This window comes from Vagococcus fluvialis (assembly GCF_003337315.1).
Taxonomy (GTDB): Bacteria; Bacillota; Bacilli; order Lactobacillales; family Vagococcaceae; genus Vagococcus; species Vagococcus fluvialis.
This window is the reverse complement of sequence record NZ_QPJV01000009.1, coordinates 50,700-71,943: the sequence shown is the minus strand read 5'-3', so window position 1 is coordinate 71,943 and position 21,244 is coordinate 50,700. Positions and strand designations below refer to the sequence as shown.

Below are 21,244 nucleotides of genomic sequence, written 5' to 3'. Positions count from 1 at the left end.
CATAAAGTTAGTTAGGTTATTTTAATTCTTTTTAATGATTAAAAGAATTAGATTTAAGACTTTTTCTTTATCTTTTTCTTCAAATTCTTGGATATTACCATATAATTCATTTTCATAAAGCTCTGTTAATTCACTAAAATGAGGTTTATAATCTGAAAATTGCATCTCAAAAAGAGTCGCAAATTCTGCTAAAGGCATATTTTCGTCACGAGAAATCTTCATTTCCATCTTTTCTAAAATCTTCGGATACAACTTCATGAAACCTTTTTTCTCATCTCTTAATAAAAATAGTCCTTGAATATAGAGTAAATAGCGATAAGCCATTAATCCGGCTACTACTAATAAAGTTAGTAAAATAGCTAAAATAATCGGTACGTATTTATCCCAGTCAATTTTTTTCTTTACTTGACTCACTTGTTTCCCAATAGGTTGCTCTTTTTCTTCTGCTTCTTTTTTTGTTTCGCTTGTTTTCGTTACACTTTCTTTAGTGTTTGGCATTTGTTCAGTACTTGATTCCGTGTTTGATTCATTCTTTTCTATTTTCGGCTGATTGAAGGTTGGTGTTGGTTCAAAAGGTATCCAGCCAAACCCTTCAAAATAAACTTCAACCCAAGAGTGAGCATCTTCATTGCGAATAGAATAGACATCCATCTCTTCTGATTTCCCTGTGACAACTCCTGTGTTAAATCCCTTCACCCATCTAGCTGGTATATCAAGACCTCTTAACATGACTATCATTGCTGTTGAAAAATTATCACAGTAGCCTACTTGTGATTCAAATAAAAAATGCTCTACATAATCTTGATTAGTACCTGGATAGCTAGTATCTGTTTTAGAATAAGTAAGTTCTGATGAATTTTTTAGATAACTCTCAATTTTTTTAACCTGTTCAAATAAATTAGAACTACCTTGCGTTATTTCTCGAGCTAAATCCGTGACTTTTTTAGAATAATTCTCTGGTAATTGTAAATAATCGACTTCACTAATCGGTGTTCTTAAAGCTACTTGTTTCAGTTCTTCTTCAGAATAATTTGAGGGAAAAAGATTTATTTCAAATTTATTTTTTAAATTACTATCTGCTAAATTAACTCGATTGGTTACCCTATTTTGTTCAAATCTTTTTCGATTTACTTTAGAAGTTATTTTCATTTCTCCGTAAGTTGTAGGAACATAGTTAACTGGATTGATAAAAGAAATTTCTATTAGCTCATCTTCTAAACTATTGACTAAACCATTTTCTATTGGGATTTCTTCTTCAAAATAACTAGGTGCTTCTTTAGCTAAATCAGTTGATTCCCATCCTTTTCCTGTGTAAATTTCTTTACTATCAATTCGCCAATAATGAGGATTTTTTTGCTTAACTTCAAATTGAACTCTCCTATCATCAGCTATTGCTCCACCGAGTTCAGCATCATCTTCTCCAAATCCAGATCTTGAAATCCCACCATATTTTCTTTGATCAATAGTGGCATAAACTCCTAATTTAGTCATTTTCGTGCGATAAGTGACAGTTTTTCCTAGTAAATAAGATTCTATTTTTTCTGTTGGAAGTCCCCATATAATCAGAGATAACGTTAAGATAAAAATAAGCGGTGCTATTAATGAAAGTGGGTTAGGTATGCCTTGATTAACAACAACTTTGATTAAAAGGATTAAAGGGATCACAAAAACAAGTGGTTTCACTATATCAATGTCATTAAACACATCTAAAAGGAGTAAATAACTAACTAATACAAGCCCCACAAAAGTTGTTTTTCTAGCTTTAAATTGAAGTTCCACTAAAACTAATAAAAATAAAAGAATAAAAATATGTGGTAAAAATAAAGGGATATCAGTTAGTTTTCCTGTCATAAAACGGCTAAATTCTGAATAAAAAATTTTACTTATTACCCAAAATGATGGATAACCATCTCTGTTATAAGTCAAATAAAAACTACACATAATAACTAAAAGATAACTTGGTATTTTAATCCAGTATTTCTTAATAAAAAGAGCGATAATACTTAAAACACTAATTGTCACAATCAACCACTTATTATGAGGGATATTAAAAACTTCCAAAATAATTGGAAATACTAAACTAAATAGACTGACTGATAATAATAAAAAAGCTAGTTGCTCAGGTCTTTTTTGTCTCATAAATCAACCATCTCCTTTAGTTTTTTATAGTCAATAACATCTATCTTTTGACTTGTATTTAGTCTTCCAAGTGCTTTATCTAATAATTTAGTTGGTCTTGGCGTAAAGATAATTATTCTATGATTAGGTAAATCTGGTAATTCTCCTGGGTTCTCACTGGCCTTAATCTTTGAAAAAGCATCTCCTGTTAATGCTACTTCCTTACCTGAAATTCCCTCTCCAACTATAAAGAACAAGATATCCTTTGATGAATAGATTTGATAAAGGTTAAAAAAGACAGCTAACATGTCTTCAAAATATTTGGATTCACGACCATAAAAAACTAATATCAGTCTATTTTCTTCATATTCTTCATAATCTCTAACCATTAAAGCTTGCTTTTTACTGGATAGTTTCCAATCAATTTTCTTAATAGAGTCACCTGTTCTGTATCGACTAATTTTTTCTAAATTAAAGGTTGGTTCTCCAAAAAGAGTTTTTCTAAGATTAGGATAAACAACTTCCATGACTTTTTCTACGTTCTCAATTTTAGCAGGTAAGACTAAGATATTAGTTTCAAACTTAAAATTAGTTTTCTTTGTTATAAAACTAAAAAAATCACTACTCGTAATTTCAAACTCAAGTATTTCTAGGAGCATTCTTTCTTTAGGTTGCCACTCAAATGAAATTGTTTTTTGTTGTTTAAAAAATAAGAAATAATTTTTTTCTAGATTTAACTGATTACATTTAATAATTAAAATCGGAAAAAATAGTTTTGAATTTGTTTTACTCACTAATTCAACTGTTACCTCTCGCTTCTCTCCAAGATGTATATGAGATAAATTTAAGGGGTGTATCTTTATTTTTTTAACTGATTGAAACATCATTAATGAATCAACAACTAAAAATAAAGTCATAAATAGTAATAATATCCAAGACACTTTACTTGTAAAGGTCATCCAATAAGTAAAGACAAATAAATAAAATAAACCGTATAGCATCAAAGGTAAAAAAGACTTCACTTTAGACATATTAATCCCTCCGAATTGGAATTGGCACTCGCTGAATTATCTGCTCTAAAATTTCAGCCATCTGATTATTATGATGAACATCTTTATTTTTAAGTTGAATTCTATGGCTAAAACAAGCTGGTAAAACTTTTTGAAAATCACTTGGTACGACATGTTGTCTGACTTTAAGTAAGGCATAAGCTTTAGCTGCTTTTACAAAAGCTTCGCTACCACGAGGACTAATTCCTAGTAAAACAGCATCATGATTTCTAGAAGCATGAACTAGGTTTAGTGCGTACTCTGCTACTTTTTCATGAAGAAAAACTAATTCTACTTCTTTTTTAAGTTCAGATAATTCTGTAACGGTTAAAATCGGTTTCACATCAATAGTTTCTCTTTTTTCGCCCATCATCAAAGTTAACTCATCTGAAAATTCAGGGTAACCTATTTTTAACTTAAATAAAAAACGGTCTAATTGAGCTTCTGGTAATGGATATGTGCCTTCGTATTCTAAAGGGTTTTGTGTTGCAAGAACTGTAAAATTGGAAGACAAGTCATACGTTTTATTATCAATTGTCACATTTTTTTCTGCCATAGCTTCTAATAGTGCTGCTTGGGTTTTAGGTGTTGTTCGATTAATTTCATCAATTAAAAGCAAGGTTGTAAAAATAGGACCTTCATGAAATTTAAATTCATGAGTTCTTTGATCAAATATGGACACACCGATAATATCACTTGGCAACAGATCTGGTGTAAATTGAATCCGGTTAAAATCTATTTGTAAAGCTGACGCAATTGTTTTAACTAACAGAGTCTTCCCAACTCCAGGTACATCTTCAAATAAAACATGACCATCTGCTAAAATAGCTGTAATTGTAAGTTCAATAATATCTCTTTTCCCTAATACAACTCTTGATATTTCATCTACCAAATTTGGTAATTTATTTATATTATTTTCAGACATCTTGACAACTCCTTTTATTTTTAAATTGATATGTTAACTATTATACCAAACTTGTGTCTTTTTATTTGTGTTCATTCTTAATAAAGATGACATAAATAAATAAAAAAAGGAAGTGTGACAAAAATAAGTCACACTTCCCTAATTATGATTAAATGGTGTCACAGAAGTAGCTTCGGTGGAAATAAGCCAAAAATCACAAATATTTGAGAAACAATTTTCGTGATTTCTTTCTTATTTCTTGAAACTGAACACTTCTGTCACTAGCTCTTCACTGACGCACTGGTTGTTGCATCTACTTCTTCATCTTTATTTGAAGCACTTGTTACAGCATCAACATCTCCAACCAATGTTTGTCCTGTTTGTTTTAAGTACCAATCAATAATTGGTTTGAAATCTAATATGTATTCATTAATTCCAGCGTAATTTCCTTCATCATCATGAATTGCTTGGTAATTATGAACCACATATTTATCAGGTCCATGAGTAGGCACATTAACTCTGACACAATCTGTTTGGCCTGAACGTAGCTGTTGAACGACCCATTCAACACCTTTTAAAGCGGCTTCTGGATGGCAGTTTGCTAATGGATTACCAACTTGAGCTGGTGTTCTTGAGGCTAGCATATCTCCTGCTTCTGATACATGGTTATAATATAAAAACTGATTGTTATCATCTGCATAAGTTAATTCCATTGGCATAGAAGATAAGAAATAATTTAGCTGATTGACTGTTAAAATCCCTCTATTTAACTTAACGTACGTATCTCCTTCAATAGCATCGACTTTTTTACTAGCTTGTTCTACCCAATCATCAGCATCCATTGCAACGTCTTCAATCGTTGTTTTGATTTTTCCTGTTGCATGTAAATCTTCTTTAGGTAACTCTACTTTTTCTTTCTCCTCTAATTTTGTCACAAGAGAAACAAATTGAATAAATTTTTTCAGTGTTTTTTCTAAAAATTCTTTAGTTTTAATATCTTTTAAGTTACCTGATGAATCAAAAGCTTCTTTGACTTTCCCAAGTAAGAATTCATTCCCAGGAAGTACCATTGCATTAACTCCTGGCGCATCTAGTATTTGTCTTAAATCTAATTGAGCACGAGATGAACCTTGATCATAATAAGAAGCCCCTACAATCATCACAGGTTTATCTTCTAATGGGTGAATCTTAAATGATAACCACTCTAAAACACTTTTTAACGCTGCTGGAATACTTCTATTGTGTTCCGGTGTTGCTATAATCACACCATCTGCTGCTTCGATTTTTTTACTTAATTTTTGAATAGGTTCACTCATTGTTTGATCGTCACTTTGATTAAACAATGGAATATCTTTAATTTCTAACACTTCAATTTCAACTAATGATTTAAATTCTTTTGCCATATAATTTAATAGAGTACGATTATATGATATGTCTGCGTTTGATCCAACTATTCCAACTAATTTCATTTTTATTCCTCCTCTATAATGTTTCCCAAGAAAAATTTTCTGCTTCTTTTTTATTGGCCTCATGAGCATTTCCTAACTGCTTCATCACATCAACAAAAATCATAAAATCTTTAAATAGACCTTCTAGTTTCTCAATTTGTTCCTCATCTTTTAAACTTCCATCTTCATTAAATGCTTGTAAAGAATGGCTTAATAAAAATTCTGAACTTGGCATAATTCTAGCTTTTAATTCTGGCGAATCTAACATTTGTCTTAAATGTTGTTGTGCGCGAGATGAGCCTAGTGTTCCATAAGACGCACCTGTTATCATAACTGGTTTATCTAGAAATGGATAAATATGATAAGATAGCCAATTAAGTGCATTCATTAAGGAAGCCGGAACAGCGTGATCATATTCAGGTGTACTAATAATCACTCCATCTGCTGCATTAATTTTTTCAGCAATTTCTAAAACACTACTTGGTAACTCTTTGCTCTCTGGTTTATTAAATAAAGGAATTTCTTTGATTTCCACAACTTCAATCTCTGCTTGTTCTTTAAAATGTTTTTTCATAAATAACAACAAGTTTCTATTTGTCGAAAAATCTGAGTTAGTTCCTACCATACCAATTAATTTTTTCATTTAAATTCCTCTTTCTTATAAAAATTCTTTTATGCTATCAGAATAAAAAATTTGATTCTTTGTCACTACAATCGCTTCGATTGTTTTTAATTCGTTAACTTCTGCTATAATTCTTGTGGCTTCCTTACCATATAATCTTGTGGTCCAAATTTCTCCATCAATAGATTTTTCAGAAATAATCGTTAAACTCAAAATGTCTGTCTTTAATGGATAGCCTGTTTTAGAATCAAAAATATGATGAAATTTTTCTCCATCTTTTTTCAAGACACGCTCATATATTCCTGAGGTAACGACAGATTTATCTTGAACTTTTAGTATTAGTTTAAAATCATCCCTAGTACCTTCTGGATTTCTTAGAGCAATGTGCCACTTCTCTCTATTTGGGTTTTTCGGTGTTCCAAAAGTGACTATATTACCGCCAAGATTAATTAGTCCACTAGTGGCTCCCTTACTCTTTAATTCAGTTATTATTAAATCTGCAATAAAACCTTTAGCTAGTGAGCCAAGATCAAGTTCCATATTCTTAGCTAATTTAACAGTTTGGTTCACCTCATCTAATTGAATTTGATCAGCATCAATTAGTTTTAGCAAACTTTCAATCTCTTTTGGATTAGGAATTCTTGCATCTGAAAATCCAATTTTCCAAGCCTTTATCAAAGGCCCAATCGCTATATTTAAGTAGCTATCTTCAACAACACTATGTTCTTTTCCAATTTGGATTAAGTTAAATAAATCAGGGTGAACTGGGATTTCTTCTTTTCCTGCTTGATGATTTAATATCATTAATTCTGAATTTTCATCATTAGCACTAAATCTTTTTTCATAAATCTTAAGAGACTTGATACTTTCTTCTAAGATTTGTTCAGCTTTGGGGTGATTAATTGTTAAGTCAATAATTGTTCCCATCATGTGTACTTGCTTACTTTGCCACATTAATTCTCACCACTCTTTAACTCTTGTTCTAAAGTTTCTATTTTTTGAAGTAGTACCTTATTTTTATTAATTTTTGCATACGCTCTTGCATCATAAAGTAACTCTAAAGTTATCAGTTTTTCTCTTTTTTCAGCTATGCTATTTAAGGTTAATTGAAAGGCAGCTCTTGCTAAATAGTATGTTACGTGATTTTCTGAGCATATAGAAATAGCATATTCTAATAAAGCGTTACTCGAAGCTAATTCATTTATATCTGCATAAAAAACACTGCTGTGGAATAAAATATTCAGCACTCTCCAAGTATCTTCTATTTCTTTTATTGGGTAAGAATAAATTTTTTCAATCACTTTATCGAAATAGTATTCAGACTTTTCGTAATCTTCTACTTGATGGTAAGCCATACCAACTCCAGTATAAGCTAATAGACTATAAATATTATTTTCAGCTAATGTTTCAGATAAGATAATCTTGTCAAAAGTAAACAAAATATCTGTAATTGGTTTCTTTTTGAAAATCATTAAAAATCCTTTTAAATACAAGTATCTTAAGTTTATTTCAGAGTTTTCTTCTTCATCAATTTTAATTTCATTTAGAAGTTCTTGAGCTTTTTTATACTCACTTGTTATAAAGTAAAACTCAACTTCATTCATTTTTTCAATTATCTCAGAATTTTTAATACCTATTTTAGGAAAAATTTCCCCAATTGGTAATTCAAGTCGTTGGCATAATTTGATAAGAATTTTCAAACTGGGAGCTTGTCCGTTATTTTCAAATCGACTTAACGTAACTTGTGTACAAATTCCTTCAGCTAATTCGCTTTGAGAATATCCTTTACGTTTTCTTGCTTCAATAAAAACATCTACATTCATTTTATCACCTCTTTTGTGTTATTTATCACATATTTGATAAACTCATCATAACTCTTCTTATATTTTTAGTCAACTCGTTTATATAAAATTTTATATATTTAAAATACATAAAAGAGTTAACAAGTTTTTACTTGTTAACTCTTTTTACTAATCATCTATTTCTACTTCTAAAACTTCACCTGATTTAGCATCTAACTTGATTTCTGTTTCTTTATTGCCATCTTTCACTTTTACTTCCCAATAGGTAACATTTAAAGTTCTATCTAAATTCCATTCAACAGCTTTTCCTGATTTTGCTTCTGTTTCTGCTAGTTCAGTTACTTTTTCAATGGATAAAATATTATTTAAATCTAGTTTTTCTTTTTCTCTTTTAATACCATCACGATCTTCTCGATCTAGTTTTTCTTGTTTTGTTTTTTCAACTTGTTTTGTTTCAGCGTTTATTTTGATTTCGTATTCAGTTTCATTATCGACGCCTTCAACTTTGTATCTCAAACCAGCTCTTGAGTAATCTAAATCAATTGATGTAATATCTGAGTCTGGAGCTTCTTTTTTATAAACTTCAATTATCTCTGTGACTGGGACTACTTTAGTCATATCATATGAGCCTTCTTTAATTGTTGCTCCAGATGTAGCATCTGTTTGTTCTGAGGTTGCTGTAACTTTTGTTTCTTCTGTCACAGGCTTTTCAATTGCTTTTTGAGTACAGCCTACCATCACACTTAGTAATAATCCACTCATGCTAATTAATAATGTTTTTTTCATTTTTTTGTCGCTCCCTTATGTTTTTTATCTTATATACTTATCTTATCAAGAACCTCACTAATTAACTCTCCTTTTAAAAAAAGATTAGATGAAGATTTCTTCATTTAATTTTTAGGGATTTCTACAATAAAAATTGTGCCTTTTGGTTTGTTATCTTTAACTATAATTTTTCCTTGATATTTTTCCACAATCTCTTTAACAATAGATAGCCCTATTCCAGAGCCCTCAATATTGCTTGTTCTAGAATCATCTACTCTAAAAAAACGCTCAAATATTTTGTTTTTATGCTTTTCATCTATTCCAATCCCGTTATCGGAAACTGAAAAAATAATCTTTGGTTGATCTATTTTTAGCTGAACATCAATACCTTCATTTTCAGTAGAATATTTAATAGCATTGCCAATTAAATTTTGAACAATCTGTACTAAGTCACCTCTCACTGCTTGTATTACGATATTTTTTTCAATAGTTGATGTATATTTTCTAGGGAAAAGTAACTTATTTCTATTTAATTCAGCCTCTACCATTTCAGAAAAGTTTATGTTCTCTTTAAGAAACTCATTTCGATCTTCATTTAAAATCAATAACTGATGACTTAATTTTTCCAGGCGCTCTGATTCTGTGTCAATAAAAGATAAGGACTTAGGTATAATTTCTGGATGACTTTCTCCTCTTCTTTGAATCAACTTAACATGGCCTCTAATTGCTGCAATCGGTGTTTTTAAATCATGAGAAGCATTTGTGATAAATTTCTTTTCTCTTTCTATTGCTTCTTCCTGTTTTATCAAAAGCTGATTAAAAGCCAGTGCCACTTCTTTGATTTCTAAAGGATTATTAGGTACTTTTATTTGAGACTGTTGACTTAAATCAAGCTCTCTAATTTCTTTTGACATGTTTTTAAGATTCCGACTCCAGTGTTTTGTACTTCTATAAATAACAAAACTTCCAATAACAATTGCTAGTAAATTTAGAATAATATTTATCCTTAACATTCCTACTACTAAGTCAACTGCCATCTCACTATTAGTTGCTAGAGTAACAGTAAAATCACCGTAATCTTTGCTATTAACATAATAAATACCTTCCTCACTAAAAATAATCGGTTTAACAAATGGTAAGGATTTACCTTGATATAACTCATTGAAAAGCGCTTCTGCTTTAACAGAGAAAAACTCATTGCCTGAATTATCGACTACAATCATCCCATCGCCATCTTTTTCAGAAATAACTCGATCCACTTCTTTAGACCAATTTATTTTTTCATTTTCTTCAAAAACAAGAGTATTCATTGTTGATTCCGATTTATTTTTAACAAATTCAAAAACAAATTTCCCTGAGGCAAATAAATACAGTAGGTTCATCATAACTAAAACTACTAAAAAGATGCTGATAAATTTTTTAGTTAATTGATACTGGGCAGTATCTTTATTTTTTCTCATCTTCTCTAAGAACATAACCTACACCTCTAATCGTTTGAATCATCTTTCCAAAACTTTTTGGTCCTAATTTATTTCTTAAGGTTCTAATATAAACATCAACAACATTAGTCTGACCAAAATAATCATAGCCCCAAACTTCATTAAGTAACTCATCTCTAGTTTTAACAACATTGGGTTCTTTCATCAGTAAATATAAAATGCCAAATTCCTTTGGTGTTAGTTCAATCGTTTCATTATTTATTGTTACCAAATGTTTAGAGATATTAATACTAATACCTTTAAATTCAAGGGTATCACTTACCTTAGTTTCTTTTAACAATCGTCTTTCAATAACACGAATACGTGCAAATAGCTCTTCAATTTCAAAGGGTTTAGTTAAGTAATCATCTAGTCCTGTATCTAAACCAATGACAATATCTGTCGTTTGATTTCTTGCTGTCATCATGATAATTGGTACATCACTTTTTTTACGAATTCGACGTGCTACTGTTATCCCATCATAAATCGGCAACATCCAATCTAGTAAAATTAAAGTTATCTCGGATTGATGTGTTTCAAAAAAAGTTAAAGCTTCCTCACCATTTTTAGCCCAAATAACTTTATATCCTTCAAATTCTAACTCGGTTTGAATGAAACTTGCTAAACTTTCTTCATCTTCAACTAAAAGAATATTGGTTTGTTTCATTTTAACCCTCCTTTTATCTCTATAGCTATAGTTTACTAAAAACTCCTACAAAGAACTATTAAATAGGTATAAAATTAAATGAAGATTTCTTCATAAAAGTAGGATGTAACAGAAGTGTTTAGCTTTAAGAAATAAGAAGGAAATTACAAAAATTGCTTTTTAATTTTTGGTAATTTTCGACTTATTTCCGAAAAAGCTACTTCTATTACACCGTTTATTTGAAAAAAAAGGAGATTGTGACTACTTTCGTCACAACCTCCTCTTAAAAGAATCGTTTAATTTCAATTTCTGCCGCTTCAATGGAATCAGATGCATGAATAATATTAGAACTTGAGATAAAACCAAAATCACTTCTAATAGTTCCAGGTAATGCTTCTTGAGGATTAGTTGCTCCTACCATCTGCCTAACTGATTGAACAGCCAAAGGAGATTCTAATATAAGACAAACAACTGGACCAGATGTCATAAACTTAACAACATTCATAAAAAATGGTTCACTTTTTAAATGAGCATAATGCTCTTTTACTACGTCTTCTTTTAGTTGTTCCATTTTCATATTTTTGATAGTAAAACCTCTTTTTTCAAAGCGAGAGATAATCTCACCTACTAGCCTTTTTTGAACACCATCTGGTTTAATTATAACTAAAGTTTGCTCCATTCTATAACCTCTCCTTATCTATACCTTCTAATTGTAAACGTTATCAGTTATACTTTCAATAAAAAAAGATAAGCAACAAAGGCTTATCTTTTTCCTCGATTCATTTGTTTTAAATCTCTTTCATAAGTCGTCTCATTTGAACGACTCACTCGTCTCATACGGCCTTTGATTGGCATTCTTTGTAACTCTTTTAGAACCATTTCACCTTTGCCATTTAAAATTTCCACAAAAGTTGAAATATCCATTAAGTTGATAACACCAATGTCATCTCCTGTCATACCTTCAATATTACATAAGGCTCCCACAACATCTCCTGGTCTCATTTTAGTTTTCTTACCAGCATTGATATGGATTTTCATAATATCATCTTTAAAATCGTGGCCTTTTTCTTTTCTAAGCATTGGTTTTTTACTTTGTTTTTCATCAAATTCGATTTGGTATTTCTCAACAATTGATTTTGAAGGAACTTCAATTTCTTCAATTAATCTATCTTGAGCTTCTAAAATCATATCAAATTGACCTTTATCATGATGATTGACTAAAGAAAGGGCATTTCCGCTATTTTTGAAACGAGCAGTACGTCCAATTCTGTGAACGTAAGTTTCTGCTTTTTCAGGTAAATCATAATTCACAACTAATTCTATATCCGCTACATCAATTCCCCTAGCGGCTACATCTGTTGCGACTAAATGTCTAAAGTAACCACGTTTAAAGTCTTGAATGACTTGACTACGATCACTTTGTTCCATACCACCATGTAACATATTAACAGCAATTCCGGATTTTTGAAGTTGTTTTGTTAAATTATCAACCATGATTTTAGTATTACAGAATAAAATACTACTTTCTGGATTCTTGACAACAAGTAAATTTTTCAAGGCAACTAATTTATAATCATCTTCCACTCTAACAAATTCTTGATGGATTTTTTTCTTAGAATCATTTGTCGCTTTAATTTCAATGGTTTGAGGATTTTTTAAAAAGCTTTCTGAAAGATTTTTTACAGCTTTTGGCATCGTTGCTGAAAATAAAGCTGTTGTTCTTTTTCTAGGTAATCTTTGTAAGATTTGCTCAACTTGGTCAATGAATCCCATAGCAAACATCTCATCAGCTTCATCAATAATGACTGTTTTGATTTTACTTAAATCAATTGTTCCTCTATAAATATGATCAAATAAACGACCTGGTGTTGCTACTACAATATGCGTTCTTTGTTTTAAGTTTTTAACTTGAGATTGATACGAACTTTTACCAAATAAAGCTTCTACTTTAATTCGTTTGTATCGACCAATATTAAAAATTTCATCTTTAATTTGTGTCGCGAGTTCTCTGGTTGGTGTTAAAACTAAGGCTTGTGGCGCTCTTTCTTCCCAATCAACAATTTGGCATAAAGGAATACCAAAAGCAGCTGTTTTTCCACTACCTGTTTGTGATTTAACGATAATATCTTTTTTATTTAAAAGATAAGGCATCACTTCTTGTTGAACTTTTGTTGGCTCATCGTATTTTAAAACTTGTAAAGCCCTAATAATCGTTGGGTCTAACTTATAATCTGAAAATTTATTTTGATTCATATAAAACATCCTTTTACTTACTAAACAAGCAAAAGAAGATTCATTTGACTCGTTTAAATTTATTTTTAGCTTCAATAGTTTAACACGATTAACCAAATAACACACGTAAAAGGTAGCAACTATCATTAAAATCACACAAACATATAGTAACTATCTGGTTCTTCCTTATTTTTTAAAATATTTTTCAAAAACAACTGAAATCTACTTTCTAATTCTGGTTGGTCTAATATTTTGAAAATAGAAATTGATTGATAACAAGATTGCAATCCTTTTTCCATATCTCTAAAAACAATAGTGAACCACCCTTCATAAAATAGTAAACAGGTACTATTTGTTAAATCTCTTTCATTTTTTAATAAACCTCTAGCAATCTCTAATGTTTCTTCAGCTTCTTTTTCATATCTAAAATTAACAAAATAAGAAAAGGCAGAAAACAGAACATCTATTTTTAAATTTGCCATAACTTGTAGTCTGGCTTCTTTTTTAGTTCTTGAGATAGCTATTTTTAATAAATGGCTTACTTGTTCTGCTGTAAAAGAAAAGAAAAACATTCTAAATAATAGTACTTCAAATACGCCCCAGTCTTCAACTTTATACAAATAAGAAACTATTGGTTTACTAAGGTAATTTATTTCTTTCATCACAGTCCCAGTTTCTAATTCATCGCTTTCATCTAGATTAGACTTATACGTATAAATACAAATATCACAATAAATACTAACAAATTTTTGCCAACTAATTTTAGGATTCATGTTTGCTTTAAAGGTTTGCATTCTCTTAATTCCTTCTTTAAAACCTATTTCATTGATATTAGAAATAGTTTCCATGATTTCTGCTAAACTAAAATAAAAATCACTTGTTAAATAGCCCCGTAAAACTTTTAGTGTCTGATTTAAGTTAGGTACATTATCTAATTCTCTTAAATATAGAAACTCTTCAAAAGAAACATTAATATTTTGTAGCAATCTTTCTAAACGGTGCATACTAATGTTTGAGTTTCCTTTTTCAAACTTACTAATAAAAGAAACACTGTTCATCTCGTCTGCCACTTGCTCTAAACTTAACCCTCTATCTTTTCTGAGCTTTCTAAATAATTGTCCTTCATTCATCTTTTCACCTTTTTTCCACTATAGTAGAATTTTATCTTATCTTAAGTTTAACCCATCTATACTGAAATTAACAAATAAACATCGAGGTGGAAAACATGAATACTTATTTTTCAAACAAAGGTTACCGCACATTAACAAATGCTTCTCTACTAAACGCTATCGGTAACAGTCTTTACAATATTGTTTTTATTGTCTATGCCAGTACATTACCCTTTAATACTTTAGCCGTTTCACTAGCATCTGTTGCGATTTTCATTCCTAGCTTTTTCCAACCATTTGTTGGCCATTTAGCCGATGCCACAAAAAATAAATTAAAATGGAATATCTTATCAAGATTCATTCAATTTCTATTATTTATCTTACTAGCATGGTTGATTTTACTTAAACCCAATTTTTTATTATTTATGATATTACTTTTAATTAATGTCGTTGCTGATTGTTTTGGTTTCTTTAGTAGCGCTTTACAACTTCCTTTTATTAAACTTTTAGTGGAAAAAGACAGTTTAATGGAGGCAATGGGGTTTCAAACTGCTCTTCAAACTCTCATTCAGTTAATCTTTCAAGGGGCAGGAGCATTTTTCATCGTTCAGTTAAACTACAACTTTTCTCTATTTGCGATTATTAACGCCATTACTTTTTTAGTTGCTGGTGGGATTATTTTAAGTCACTATAACTTGTTAAATCAATTTGACCTAACTTTAGCTGAGAATAAAATTAACTCACAAAATAATTTTCGAAGAGATTTTAAAGAAACCCTTCACTTATTTTTACAAAATCCTTTCTTAAAAATGATTATTATTTTCGCAGTTTTAATTAATCTACTAGGTTCTTCTTCAGATGGTTTATTAAATGTTTCCTTAATCCATAGAAATGTTCTGTGGTTCAATAATCTTCCTAATACTTTAGCTATTGTTAGCATTAGTAGTTCAATTGGTATCTTACTAGGTTCATTATTTACAAAAGATTTTTTCAAAGATGTTTCAAGTTTACTCATTATTAGCTTAATTTTACTTAATACTGCTTTACTACCTATTACTATTATCTTACTCCCATCCAAGATACTACTAGTTACTTTATTATTTACACTTGGTTACCTACTAGGTAAAATAAACCCCAGAATCTCAGCTTATATTATTAGTGAAGTACCTGAAGAAAAGCTTGGGCTAACAAGTGGTATTTTTAGTATTTTAGTTATGGCAGGAACACCTATTGGCCAATTAATCTTTTTAGGTTCAGCCAATGTCTTTAGTGATACATTAAGTTGGATACTATTTGGTACTTTATCAGTCATTTTCTTACTTATTTCAAGCTTTTACGGTAAAAAAGTAGTTGATCCAATAACTGTTAAACAATAAAAAAGACTGCCTAATAAGCAGTCTTTTTCATTATTTTAAACTCTTTAAATACTCGTTGATACCTTCAATTCCTTTGTCTAAAAAGATTTGAATAAAGGCTGTTCCAATAATCGCACCATCTGCCCCATTTTCAATAACATTCATGATATCTGCTTTGCTTTTTATGCCAAAGCCAATAAAATTTTTTGATTGAGGTTTTATTTGATTAATTCGTTTAATGGTTTTTATATACTCACTTGGAACTGAATCAAAAGAACCTGTTTTTCCTCTACCAGACATCACGTAGTTAAATTGACTATCACTAATTAAAAAGTTTTCTAACTCTTGATTCGTCAAATCTTCATTAAAAATATAGACTGGAGAATTAAACTGACTTGCTTTTAACACTTGATCAACACAGATAATTCCATCATACAAAGTGTGACTTAATTTATCGATGTCAAAAAGTTCCACCCCTTCTTTATAAGTCATTAAGATAACTTTAAAAGAATATCGTTCTTTAATCAGTTTTAAATCTTCTTCTAGATCAGATGTTGTTAACCCTGTATCTATTACTTTTTTATGAGCTTCTTGAATTAAATCACCATCTACATAGGGATTAGTTACTGGGATACCAATTTCAACGAATCCGACACCCTGTTCATCTAAACTATCAAGAATTTGATAAAAATCTTCTTTAGTTGGATAATTCCACACTGTAAATATTGCTAAATTATTCAATTACATACCTCCTAATACTTTTAGTACCCATCCTAAAATCGGACCATAGACAACATAGTCTGTTTCACTTAGAATACGCATAATCGGTGCGTATGTACCAATCATTGGTAAAAGGAAAGCTTGTCCAAAAATTAACACTAACCCGTTAGCAAAGGATCCTAGAATAGCTCCTCTTCTACCTCCATGTGCGTTACCAAAGATAGCTGTTGCAGCTCCTGTAAAGAAAGTTGGAATTAACGCTGGGAAGACAATCACTGGATAATTCATTAACCCTAAAATAACCATTCCTAAAAGACCAGCTGTTAAACTAGATAAGAATCCTACAATCACTGATGTTGGATACGCCGGGAATAAAAGTGGTACATCTAATCCTGGAATTGAGTTTGGAATGATTTTGTCTGAGATTCCGTGGAAAGCAGGAATAATTTCAGAAAGCATCATTCTAACACCAGTTACAATTACTGTAATCCAAACCCCAAATTCAACACCACGTAATAATGAAAAGACAAACATATCTTGACCATTTGTGATATTTTCAATTGTCCAAGATGGACCTGCAACTAAACCTAAAACTAAGAATAATAGTGTCATTACAATAGTTAAAGAAATAGTCATTTCACGTAAAAAGTTTAATTTTTTCGGAATTTGTAAATCTTCTAAATCTTTATCTTTATTACCAAACCACTTACCAATCAATGAAGCCATTAATAGTCCAGATGAACTTGAGTGAGCTAATGTAAATCCTTCACCACCCTTAACACCTTTCATACATTTGGCAACATAAGCACATGAAAATGTCATGTATAGTCCTAATAATAACGAACCTACTAAAACAATCATAACAAACGAAAGATTTGTCCCAAATTTAAGTAGTGCTGCAATTAAGCCTGAGAAGAAAAATGACACATGAGCTGACAAGTGAACATATTTAAATCGAGTAAATCTAGCTAATAATAAGTTTGTAAAAAATCCGAATGCAAAAATAAGAGCCATTTCTGTTCCAATATCAGCTAAACTTTCAGCTTGAGCTGCACCAATGTCAGTTGCAACTTCTTTTACCTTAAAAATTTTAGAAATCATCGGTTGTAATGGTAATAGTGACATCCCTAATGTTTGTCCACCGATATTAATCATTGTAAAACCAATCATTGTTTTAATCGTACTTGGTAAGATTTTATCCCAAGTTTGCTTTTGAGCCAGCATACCAATAATAACCACAAACCCAATAATAAACACTGCTTGGCTTAACACATTTTGTACAATATACATAAATACTGCCATGATTATTTTCTCCTTTATTAGTTAATTAGTTTTATCTTGACTCAATCGCTTTCAATAATTCTGATTTTAAGAAGGCTTTATCCATCATATTATCGATTCTTACAATCGTTGCTGAAGAGCCTCTTAATGTATCAGCAAAGTCTGAAGTAGTGATTAAAATATCATAACTATCTGGACTAACTGAACCAATATCTGAAGCATCAACTGTTGCTTCAATTCCTTCTGCTTGTAAAATTTGTTGCGTGAATAATCTTAACATCATTGAACTTCCTACTCCCGCACCACAAACCGTTACTATTTTTAACATCTTAATTTCCTCCTCTAATAATTGTCATGATATCTTCTGCTGTTTCAGCAGTTTTAATCTGAGTAATTTTTTCTTCGTTTCCTAAAATTTCAACAAGTTCTGATAGAGCTTTTAAGTGTGATTGGTGATCAACGGCGCATAGACCTACAACAATGTTGACTGGGTCATTTTGAGGATGACCAAAAACAACTGATTCTTTCAAAGTCACAATACTTAATCCAATATCTAGTGCCCCTGTTTCTGGTCTAGCATGTGGCATAGCAATACCTGGAGCAATAACAATATATGTTCCATTAACTTCTACATTTTCAAGCATGCCGTCTACATAAGATTGTTTTGCTAAGCCACTATCTACTAATAATTGGCCACTTGCTTTAACAGCCTCATCTCTATTACTTGCTTCATAATTAACTTTGATTAATTTTTCATTTAAAACTTCAACTAACATTGGTTGATACACACCTTTCTCTGAATCCTGATCATTTTTCAACCTAAAATAGGTCATTAATTCGGCTTTTATTGTTTGTTTCTGCTCTGAAGTGAGAGCTACTTCTTGATTTATAATAGAAACAATTTCATTCATATCAATTTTTTCTTTTTTAGTGTTAAACAGTAAGTAGAGTTTTTTCATATCTTCTTCTGTAACAAAGGGTGCTACTTGAATACTTTCTACATTTGGATAATTAAACGGAATAGTTGATATAATTAAATCTGTTTTATTAGCTCTCAACCAATCACCAGCAGTTCTTTTTCCAAATGTTCCTTGAATAATTACATCAAAATTGACTTCCAATTTTGAACGTAATATTTGTGATGTACTAACTCCAGCATCGCAAACAATAATTATTTTTTTAGGTTTTGTCGGATAACTCTTTCTTCTTTCAACAGATGCTATAAAGAATAAGGTAAAGAAAGATATTTCTTGTTCGGTAAAAGTTATTTTCATTTGTTCTTCAATCAATACCATACCTTGGCATACTTGATTATGTAAGGTTTTAAACGTTCTTGTAATGTAATCAAACATCGGATTATTAATTTCTGAATGTGAGATAACTCGGTTAAAAGCAGGTCTCAAATGATTAATAATTCCTTGATGTAATAGATCATCTTCTAAAAAATAGGTATTACCACTTAATTCAGAAACTTTTTTGATTAAGTCAGCAGCCATTAGATGGTAGTCTAACCATTTTTCATTAATGTCATCATTGTAATTAATCAGAGACGACTCTGTTAATTTCTGTGCCAAATACATAAGTTCTTCTGAGTGAAACGAAATACCAAATTCTTCTTCAAATAACTTTCGGCTTTTTAATAATAGTTTTTCTTCTTTTGTATTTTTAGGATAAAAGCTTAGTTTTTTTCCTAATTTAATACGACTATATGTCACCCAAAAAGTTAACAGTAGCGTATCAAATGAACTATCACTAAAAGTTATTTCTAACATTTCCGCACAATAATTTAACAATTTTTCGGCTTGTTCTAATTCTTTTTGTTGTTTTTTGTTACCTTCAAACACTAAAGGATCCTCTTGTAACGTTAAGACCAATAAGTGACGTATATCTTTTTCATCACCTAAAACCTGATACCCTATAAAAGGTCTAGATAAAAATTCAATTTGGTGAAAACTTAGCTCCTCTTTTACCCATTTAAGATCAGAAAGAAGTGTATTCCTTGAAAGAGGCAATTTCTCTTTCAAATCATCCATACTAAATTGTTCTTGAAACATAAGTACTTCTCCAAGTAATCTTAAACGACGAATTTTGGGATGAGTTAAAATATAATCTTCATCTAAATTAATCAATTGTTCAAAAGAGAGCGGTATCATTTTTTCATAAAAAATAATACTTTTCTCAATTTTTATTTCTTCATAACCTTCTGCAAGTAGTAACTCATTTAATTTTTTTATATCATTATAAATTGTCCGAGTACTCACTTGAAATTTTTCTGCTAATACTTTTATTTCATAGCGATTATTTTGTTGGCATATAAGTAAAAAGAGCTCTGGTCGTCGACTGTCCATTTGTGTTACCTCCCTTACACCATAAGATTAACTTATTATTTAAAACGTTACCAAATCCAATTTATTTCCAAATCCGTGCAATGAAATTGGTTGCTATGTTTTTTCATATTATATATAAATCAGCGTGTTATTAAAACTATTCATTATTTTTATATCCACCTCAGATATAACCATTTGACATATAACCAAAACGGATATATAGTAAAAAGAAAGAAAGGTGGTTTTAACATGAAACAATCTAAACCATTATTAGACTCACCAATGAACTATCCAGCCTTTTTAATTTTGCTCTCTCTTAGAAATAAATCGCATGGTTATGAGATTATGAAATACGTTAATGAAGCAACAAAGGGATTTGTTAGTATTGGGCCAGCAACCATGTATCGAACTATTGCAGATTTTTTAAAAAAAGACTATATCAAATTAGTTTCAGAAGAAGATTCAAAAAAAGAATATCTTATTACAGAAACTGGTAAACAAGTTTTAGATGAACAAATTGCTTTTATCCAATTAATTAATAAACTTTCTGTGGAAGGAGAAGTAAAAAATGAAAAAGCTTAGATTTTATAGAAGTGGCAGTAAAAAAGAAGCATACTTTTTACAAAATATGCTTACTGAGAATTATTTATTGAAAAAGAAAATTGGTTGTTTTTATACGTTCACTGAAAATAATGAAACCTCAAAAGACTTAATCATTGAATTTATTGATGAAAAAACTTTCAAGCTAGATAGTAACTTAAGAGAAGATTTTGAAAACCAAACAACACTTAATAAAAAAATTTGGTTAGCTCCTTTTTACGTTTCTTATTCTTATTTAGAGAGTGAATTATTTGAGTCCTATTCTAATGAATTGTCAGATGAATCAGAACTTAATTTTTTAAAATATAGGTCTGACCAACTTTCCTATTGTCAGGTTAGTTTAGTTTTTTTAGGAATAATTATTTGGCTTTTAATTGAAATTTTCTTTAACACTCAATTAAGATCTGCAATTCCTATTATTATGTTCACTATAGTTTTACTATGGTTCCTTCTTTTTATACCTGGCCATTTCATTTCAAAACAAATTGAAGAATTAGAAACTAAATTAGGTGAATTTTCCACTCTAATAACACCAACCTTGACTATCGCTTTTAAAAACATGTCAGAAAAACCTGATATTAATAAACTTAACTTTCTAGGAACTTGGATATTTGTTACTGAGAGGAAAAAGAAACAAGAATTTTATTTTAAGCTTAAAACAGATATAGGTAGAGAAAACTTAAAAAATAAAATTAGCTCTAGTTTAAATATTGATAAAGAATCCATCTCTATTACTTCCCTTAGCGATTTATTTGGTCTTAACTTTTTATAAAAACTTAAAGAAGCAG

20 protein-coding genes are annotated in these 21,244 nt (G+C 30.2%); 3 read left to right on the top strand and 17 right to left on the bottom strand.

Annotated features, from left to right (window positions below):
- Positions 1 to 21: 21 nt before the first annotated feature.
- The 13 genes from DFR54_RS09595 to DFR54_RS09535 all read right to left on the bottom strand — a co-directional run bounded on the left by DFR54_RS09595 (position 22) and on the right by DFR54_RS09535 (position 14,194).
- Positions 22 to 2,139, bottom strand: coding sequence for a transglutaminase-like domain-containing protein (locus DFR54_RS09595; RefSeq protein ID WP_114290031.1), 2,118 nt, complete (start codon positions 2,137 to 2,139; stop codon positions 22 to 24).
- Positions 2,136 to 3,149, bottom strand: coding sequence for a DUF58 domain-containing protein (locus tag DFR54_RS09590; protein WP_114290030.1), 1,014 nt, complete (start codon positions 3,147 to 3,149; stop codon positions 2,136 to 2,138). The genes DFR54_RS09595 and DFR54_RS09590 overlap by 4 nt, the downstream gene beginning before the upstream one ends.
- Before the next feature lies 1 nt (position 3,150).
- On the bottom strand, positions 3,151 to 4,092 hold the full coding sequence (locus tag DFR54_RS09585) for an AAA family ATPase (protein ID WP_114290029.1): 942 nt from the start codon (positions 4,090 to 4,092) through the stop codon (positions 3,151 to 3,153).
- Positions 4,093 to 4,352: 260 nt separating this feature from the next.
- Positions 4,353 to 5,540: an NAD(P)H-dependent oxidoreductase gene (locus DFR54_RS09580; protein ID WP_114290028.1), complete on the bottom strand. Its 1,188-nt coding sequence runs from the start codon at positions 5,538 to 5,540 to the stop codon at positions 4,353 to 4,355.
- A 13-nt stretch (positions 5,541 to 5,553) separates the two neighbouring features.
- Positions 5,554 to 6,162, bottom strand: coding sequence for an NADPH-dependent FMN reductase (locus tag DFR54_RS09575; protein ID WP_114290027.1), 609 nt, complete (start codon positions 6,160 to 6,162; stop codon positions 5,554 to 5,556).
- 15 nt (positions 6,163 to 6,177) lie between these two features.
- On the bottom strand, positions 6,178 to 7,095 hold the full coding sequence (locus DFR54_RS09570) for an FAD:protein FMN transferase (RefSeq protein WP_114290026.1): 918 nt from the start codon (positions 7,093 to 7,095) through the stop codon (positions 6,178 to 6,180).
- Positions 7,095 to 7,964: a helix-turn-helix domain-containing protein gene (locus DFR54_RS09565; protein ID WP_114290025.1), complete on the bottom strand. Its 870-nt coding sequence runs from the start codon at positions 7,962 to 7,964 to the stop codon at positions 7,095 to 7,097. Before DFR54_RS09565 ends, DFR54_RS09570 begins: the two co-directional genes overlap by 1 nt.
- A gap of 147 nt (positions 7,965 to 8,111) precedes the next feature.
- A complete protein-coding gene (locus tag DFR54_RS09560) occupies positions 8,112 to 8,729 on the bottom strand; it encodes a PepSY domain-containing protein (protein WP_114290024.1) in 618 nt (205 codons plus the stop codon).
- Between the two features lie 104 nt (positions 8,730 to 8,833).
- A complete protein-coding gene (locus tag DFR54_RS09555; protein ID WP_114290023.1) occupies positions 8,834 to 10,183 on the bottom strand; it encodes a sensor histidine kinase in 1,350 nt (449 codons plus the stop codon).
- Positions 10,155 to 10,853 (bottom strand): response regulator transcription factor, encoded by a 699-nt coding sequence (locus DFR54_RS09550; RefSeq protein WP_114290022.1) that lies wholly within the window; start codon positions 10,851 to 10,853, stop codon positions 10,155 to 10,157. The genes DFR54_RS09555 and DFR54_RS09550 overlap by 29 nt, the downstream gene beginning before the upstream one ends.
- Before the next feature lie 262 nt (positions 10,854 to 11,115).
- On the bottom strand, positions 11,116 to 11,511 hold the full coding sequence (ndk, locus tag DFR54_RS09545) for a nucleoside-diphosphate kinase (protein WP_114290021.1): 396 nt from the start codon (positions 11,509 to 11,511) through the stop codon (positions 11,116 to 11,118).
- Positions 11,512 to 11,594: 83 nt separating this feature from the next.
- On the bottom strand, positions 11,595 to 13,085 hold the full coding sequence (locus DFR54_RS09540; RefSeq protein WP_114290020.1) for a DEAD/DEAH box helicase: 1,491 nt from the start codon (positions 13,083 to 13,085) through the stop codon (positions 11,595 to 11,597).
- A 131-nt stretch (positions 13,086 to 13,216) separates the two neighbouring features.
- Complete coding sequence (locus tag DFR54_RS09535) at positions 13,217 to 14,194, bottom strand: helix-turn-helix domain-containing protein (protein ID WP_114290019.1); 978 nt, start codon at positions 14,192 to 14,194, stop codon at positions 13,217 to 13,219.
- A 95-nt stretch (positions 14,195 to 14,289) separates the two neighbouring features.
- Between DFR54_RS09535 and DFR54_RS09530 the strand changes: the two genes are divergently transcribed.
- Complete coding sequence (locus DFR54_RS09530) at positions 14,290 to 15,549, top strand: MFS transporter (protein WP_114290018.1); 1,260 nt, start codon at positions 14,290 to 14,292, stop codon at positions 15,547 to 15,549.
- Between the two features lie 30 nt (positions 15,550 to 15,579).
- Here DFR54_RS09530 and DFR54_RS09525 read toward each other — a convergent pair whose 3' ends face one another.
- From DFR54_RS09525 to DFR54_RS09510, 4 genes are read right to left on the bottom strand one after another with little or no spacing between them, the layout of a single operon-like run.
- Positions 15,580 to 16,269, bottom strand: a complete 690-nt coding sequence (locus DFR54_RS09525; RefSeq protein ID WP_114290017.1) for a tryptophan synthase subunit alpha — start codon at positions 16,267 to 16,269, stop codon at positions 15,580 to 15,582.
- Positions 16,270 to 17,550 carry a PTS ascorbate transporter subunit IIC gene (gene ulaA, locus DFR54_RS09520; protein ID WP_086342298.1) on the bottom strand — a complete coding sequence of 427 codons (1,281 nt, stop codon included), beginning with the start codon at positions 17,548 to 17,550 and terminating at the stop codon, positions 16,270 to 16,272. It abuts the gene before it with no gap.
- Positions 17,551 to 17,581: 31 nt separating this feature from the next.
- Complete coding sequence (locus DFR54_RS09515) at positions 17,582 to 17,857, bottom strand: PTS sugar transporter subunit IIB (RefSeq protein WP_086342297.1); 276 nt, start codon at positions 17,855 to 17,857, stop codon at positions 17,582 to 17,584.
- Between the two features lies 1 nt (position 17,858).
- Positions 17,859 to 19,877, bottom strand: coding sequence for a BglG family transcription antiterminator (locus DFR54_RS09510; RefSeq protein WP_114290016.1), 2,019 nt, complete (start codon positions 19,875 to 19,877; stop codon positions 17,859 to 17,861).
- A gap of 228 nt (positions 19,878 to 20,105) precedes the next feature.
- Between DFR54_RS09510 and DFR54_RS09505 the strand changes: the two genes are divergently transcribed.
- Positions 20,106 to 20,438 carry a PadR family transcriptional regulator gene (locus DFR54_RS09505; protein ID WP_114290015.1) on the top strand — a complete coding sequence of 111 codons (333 nt, stop codon included), beginning with the start codon at positions 20,106 to 20,108 and terminating at the stop codon, positions 20,436 to 20,438.
- Positions 20,425 to 21,228, top strand: a complete 804-nt coding sequence (locus DFR54_RS09500; protein WP_114290014.1) for a hypothetical protein — start codon at positions 20,425 to 20,427, stop codon at positions 21,226 to 21,228. Before DFR54_RS09505 ends, DFR54_RS09500 begins: the two co-directional genes overlap by 14 nt.
- Positions 21,229 to 21,244: the final 16 nt, after the last annotated feature.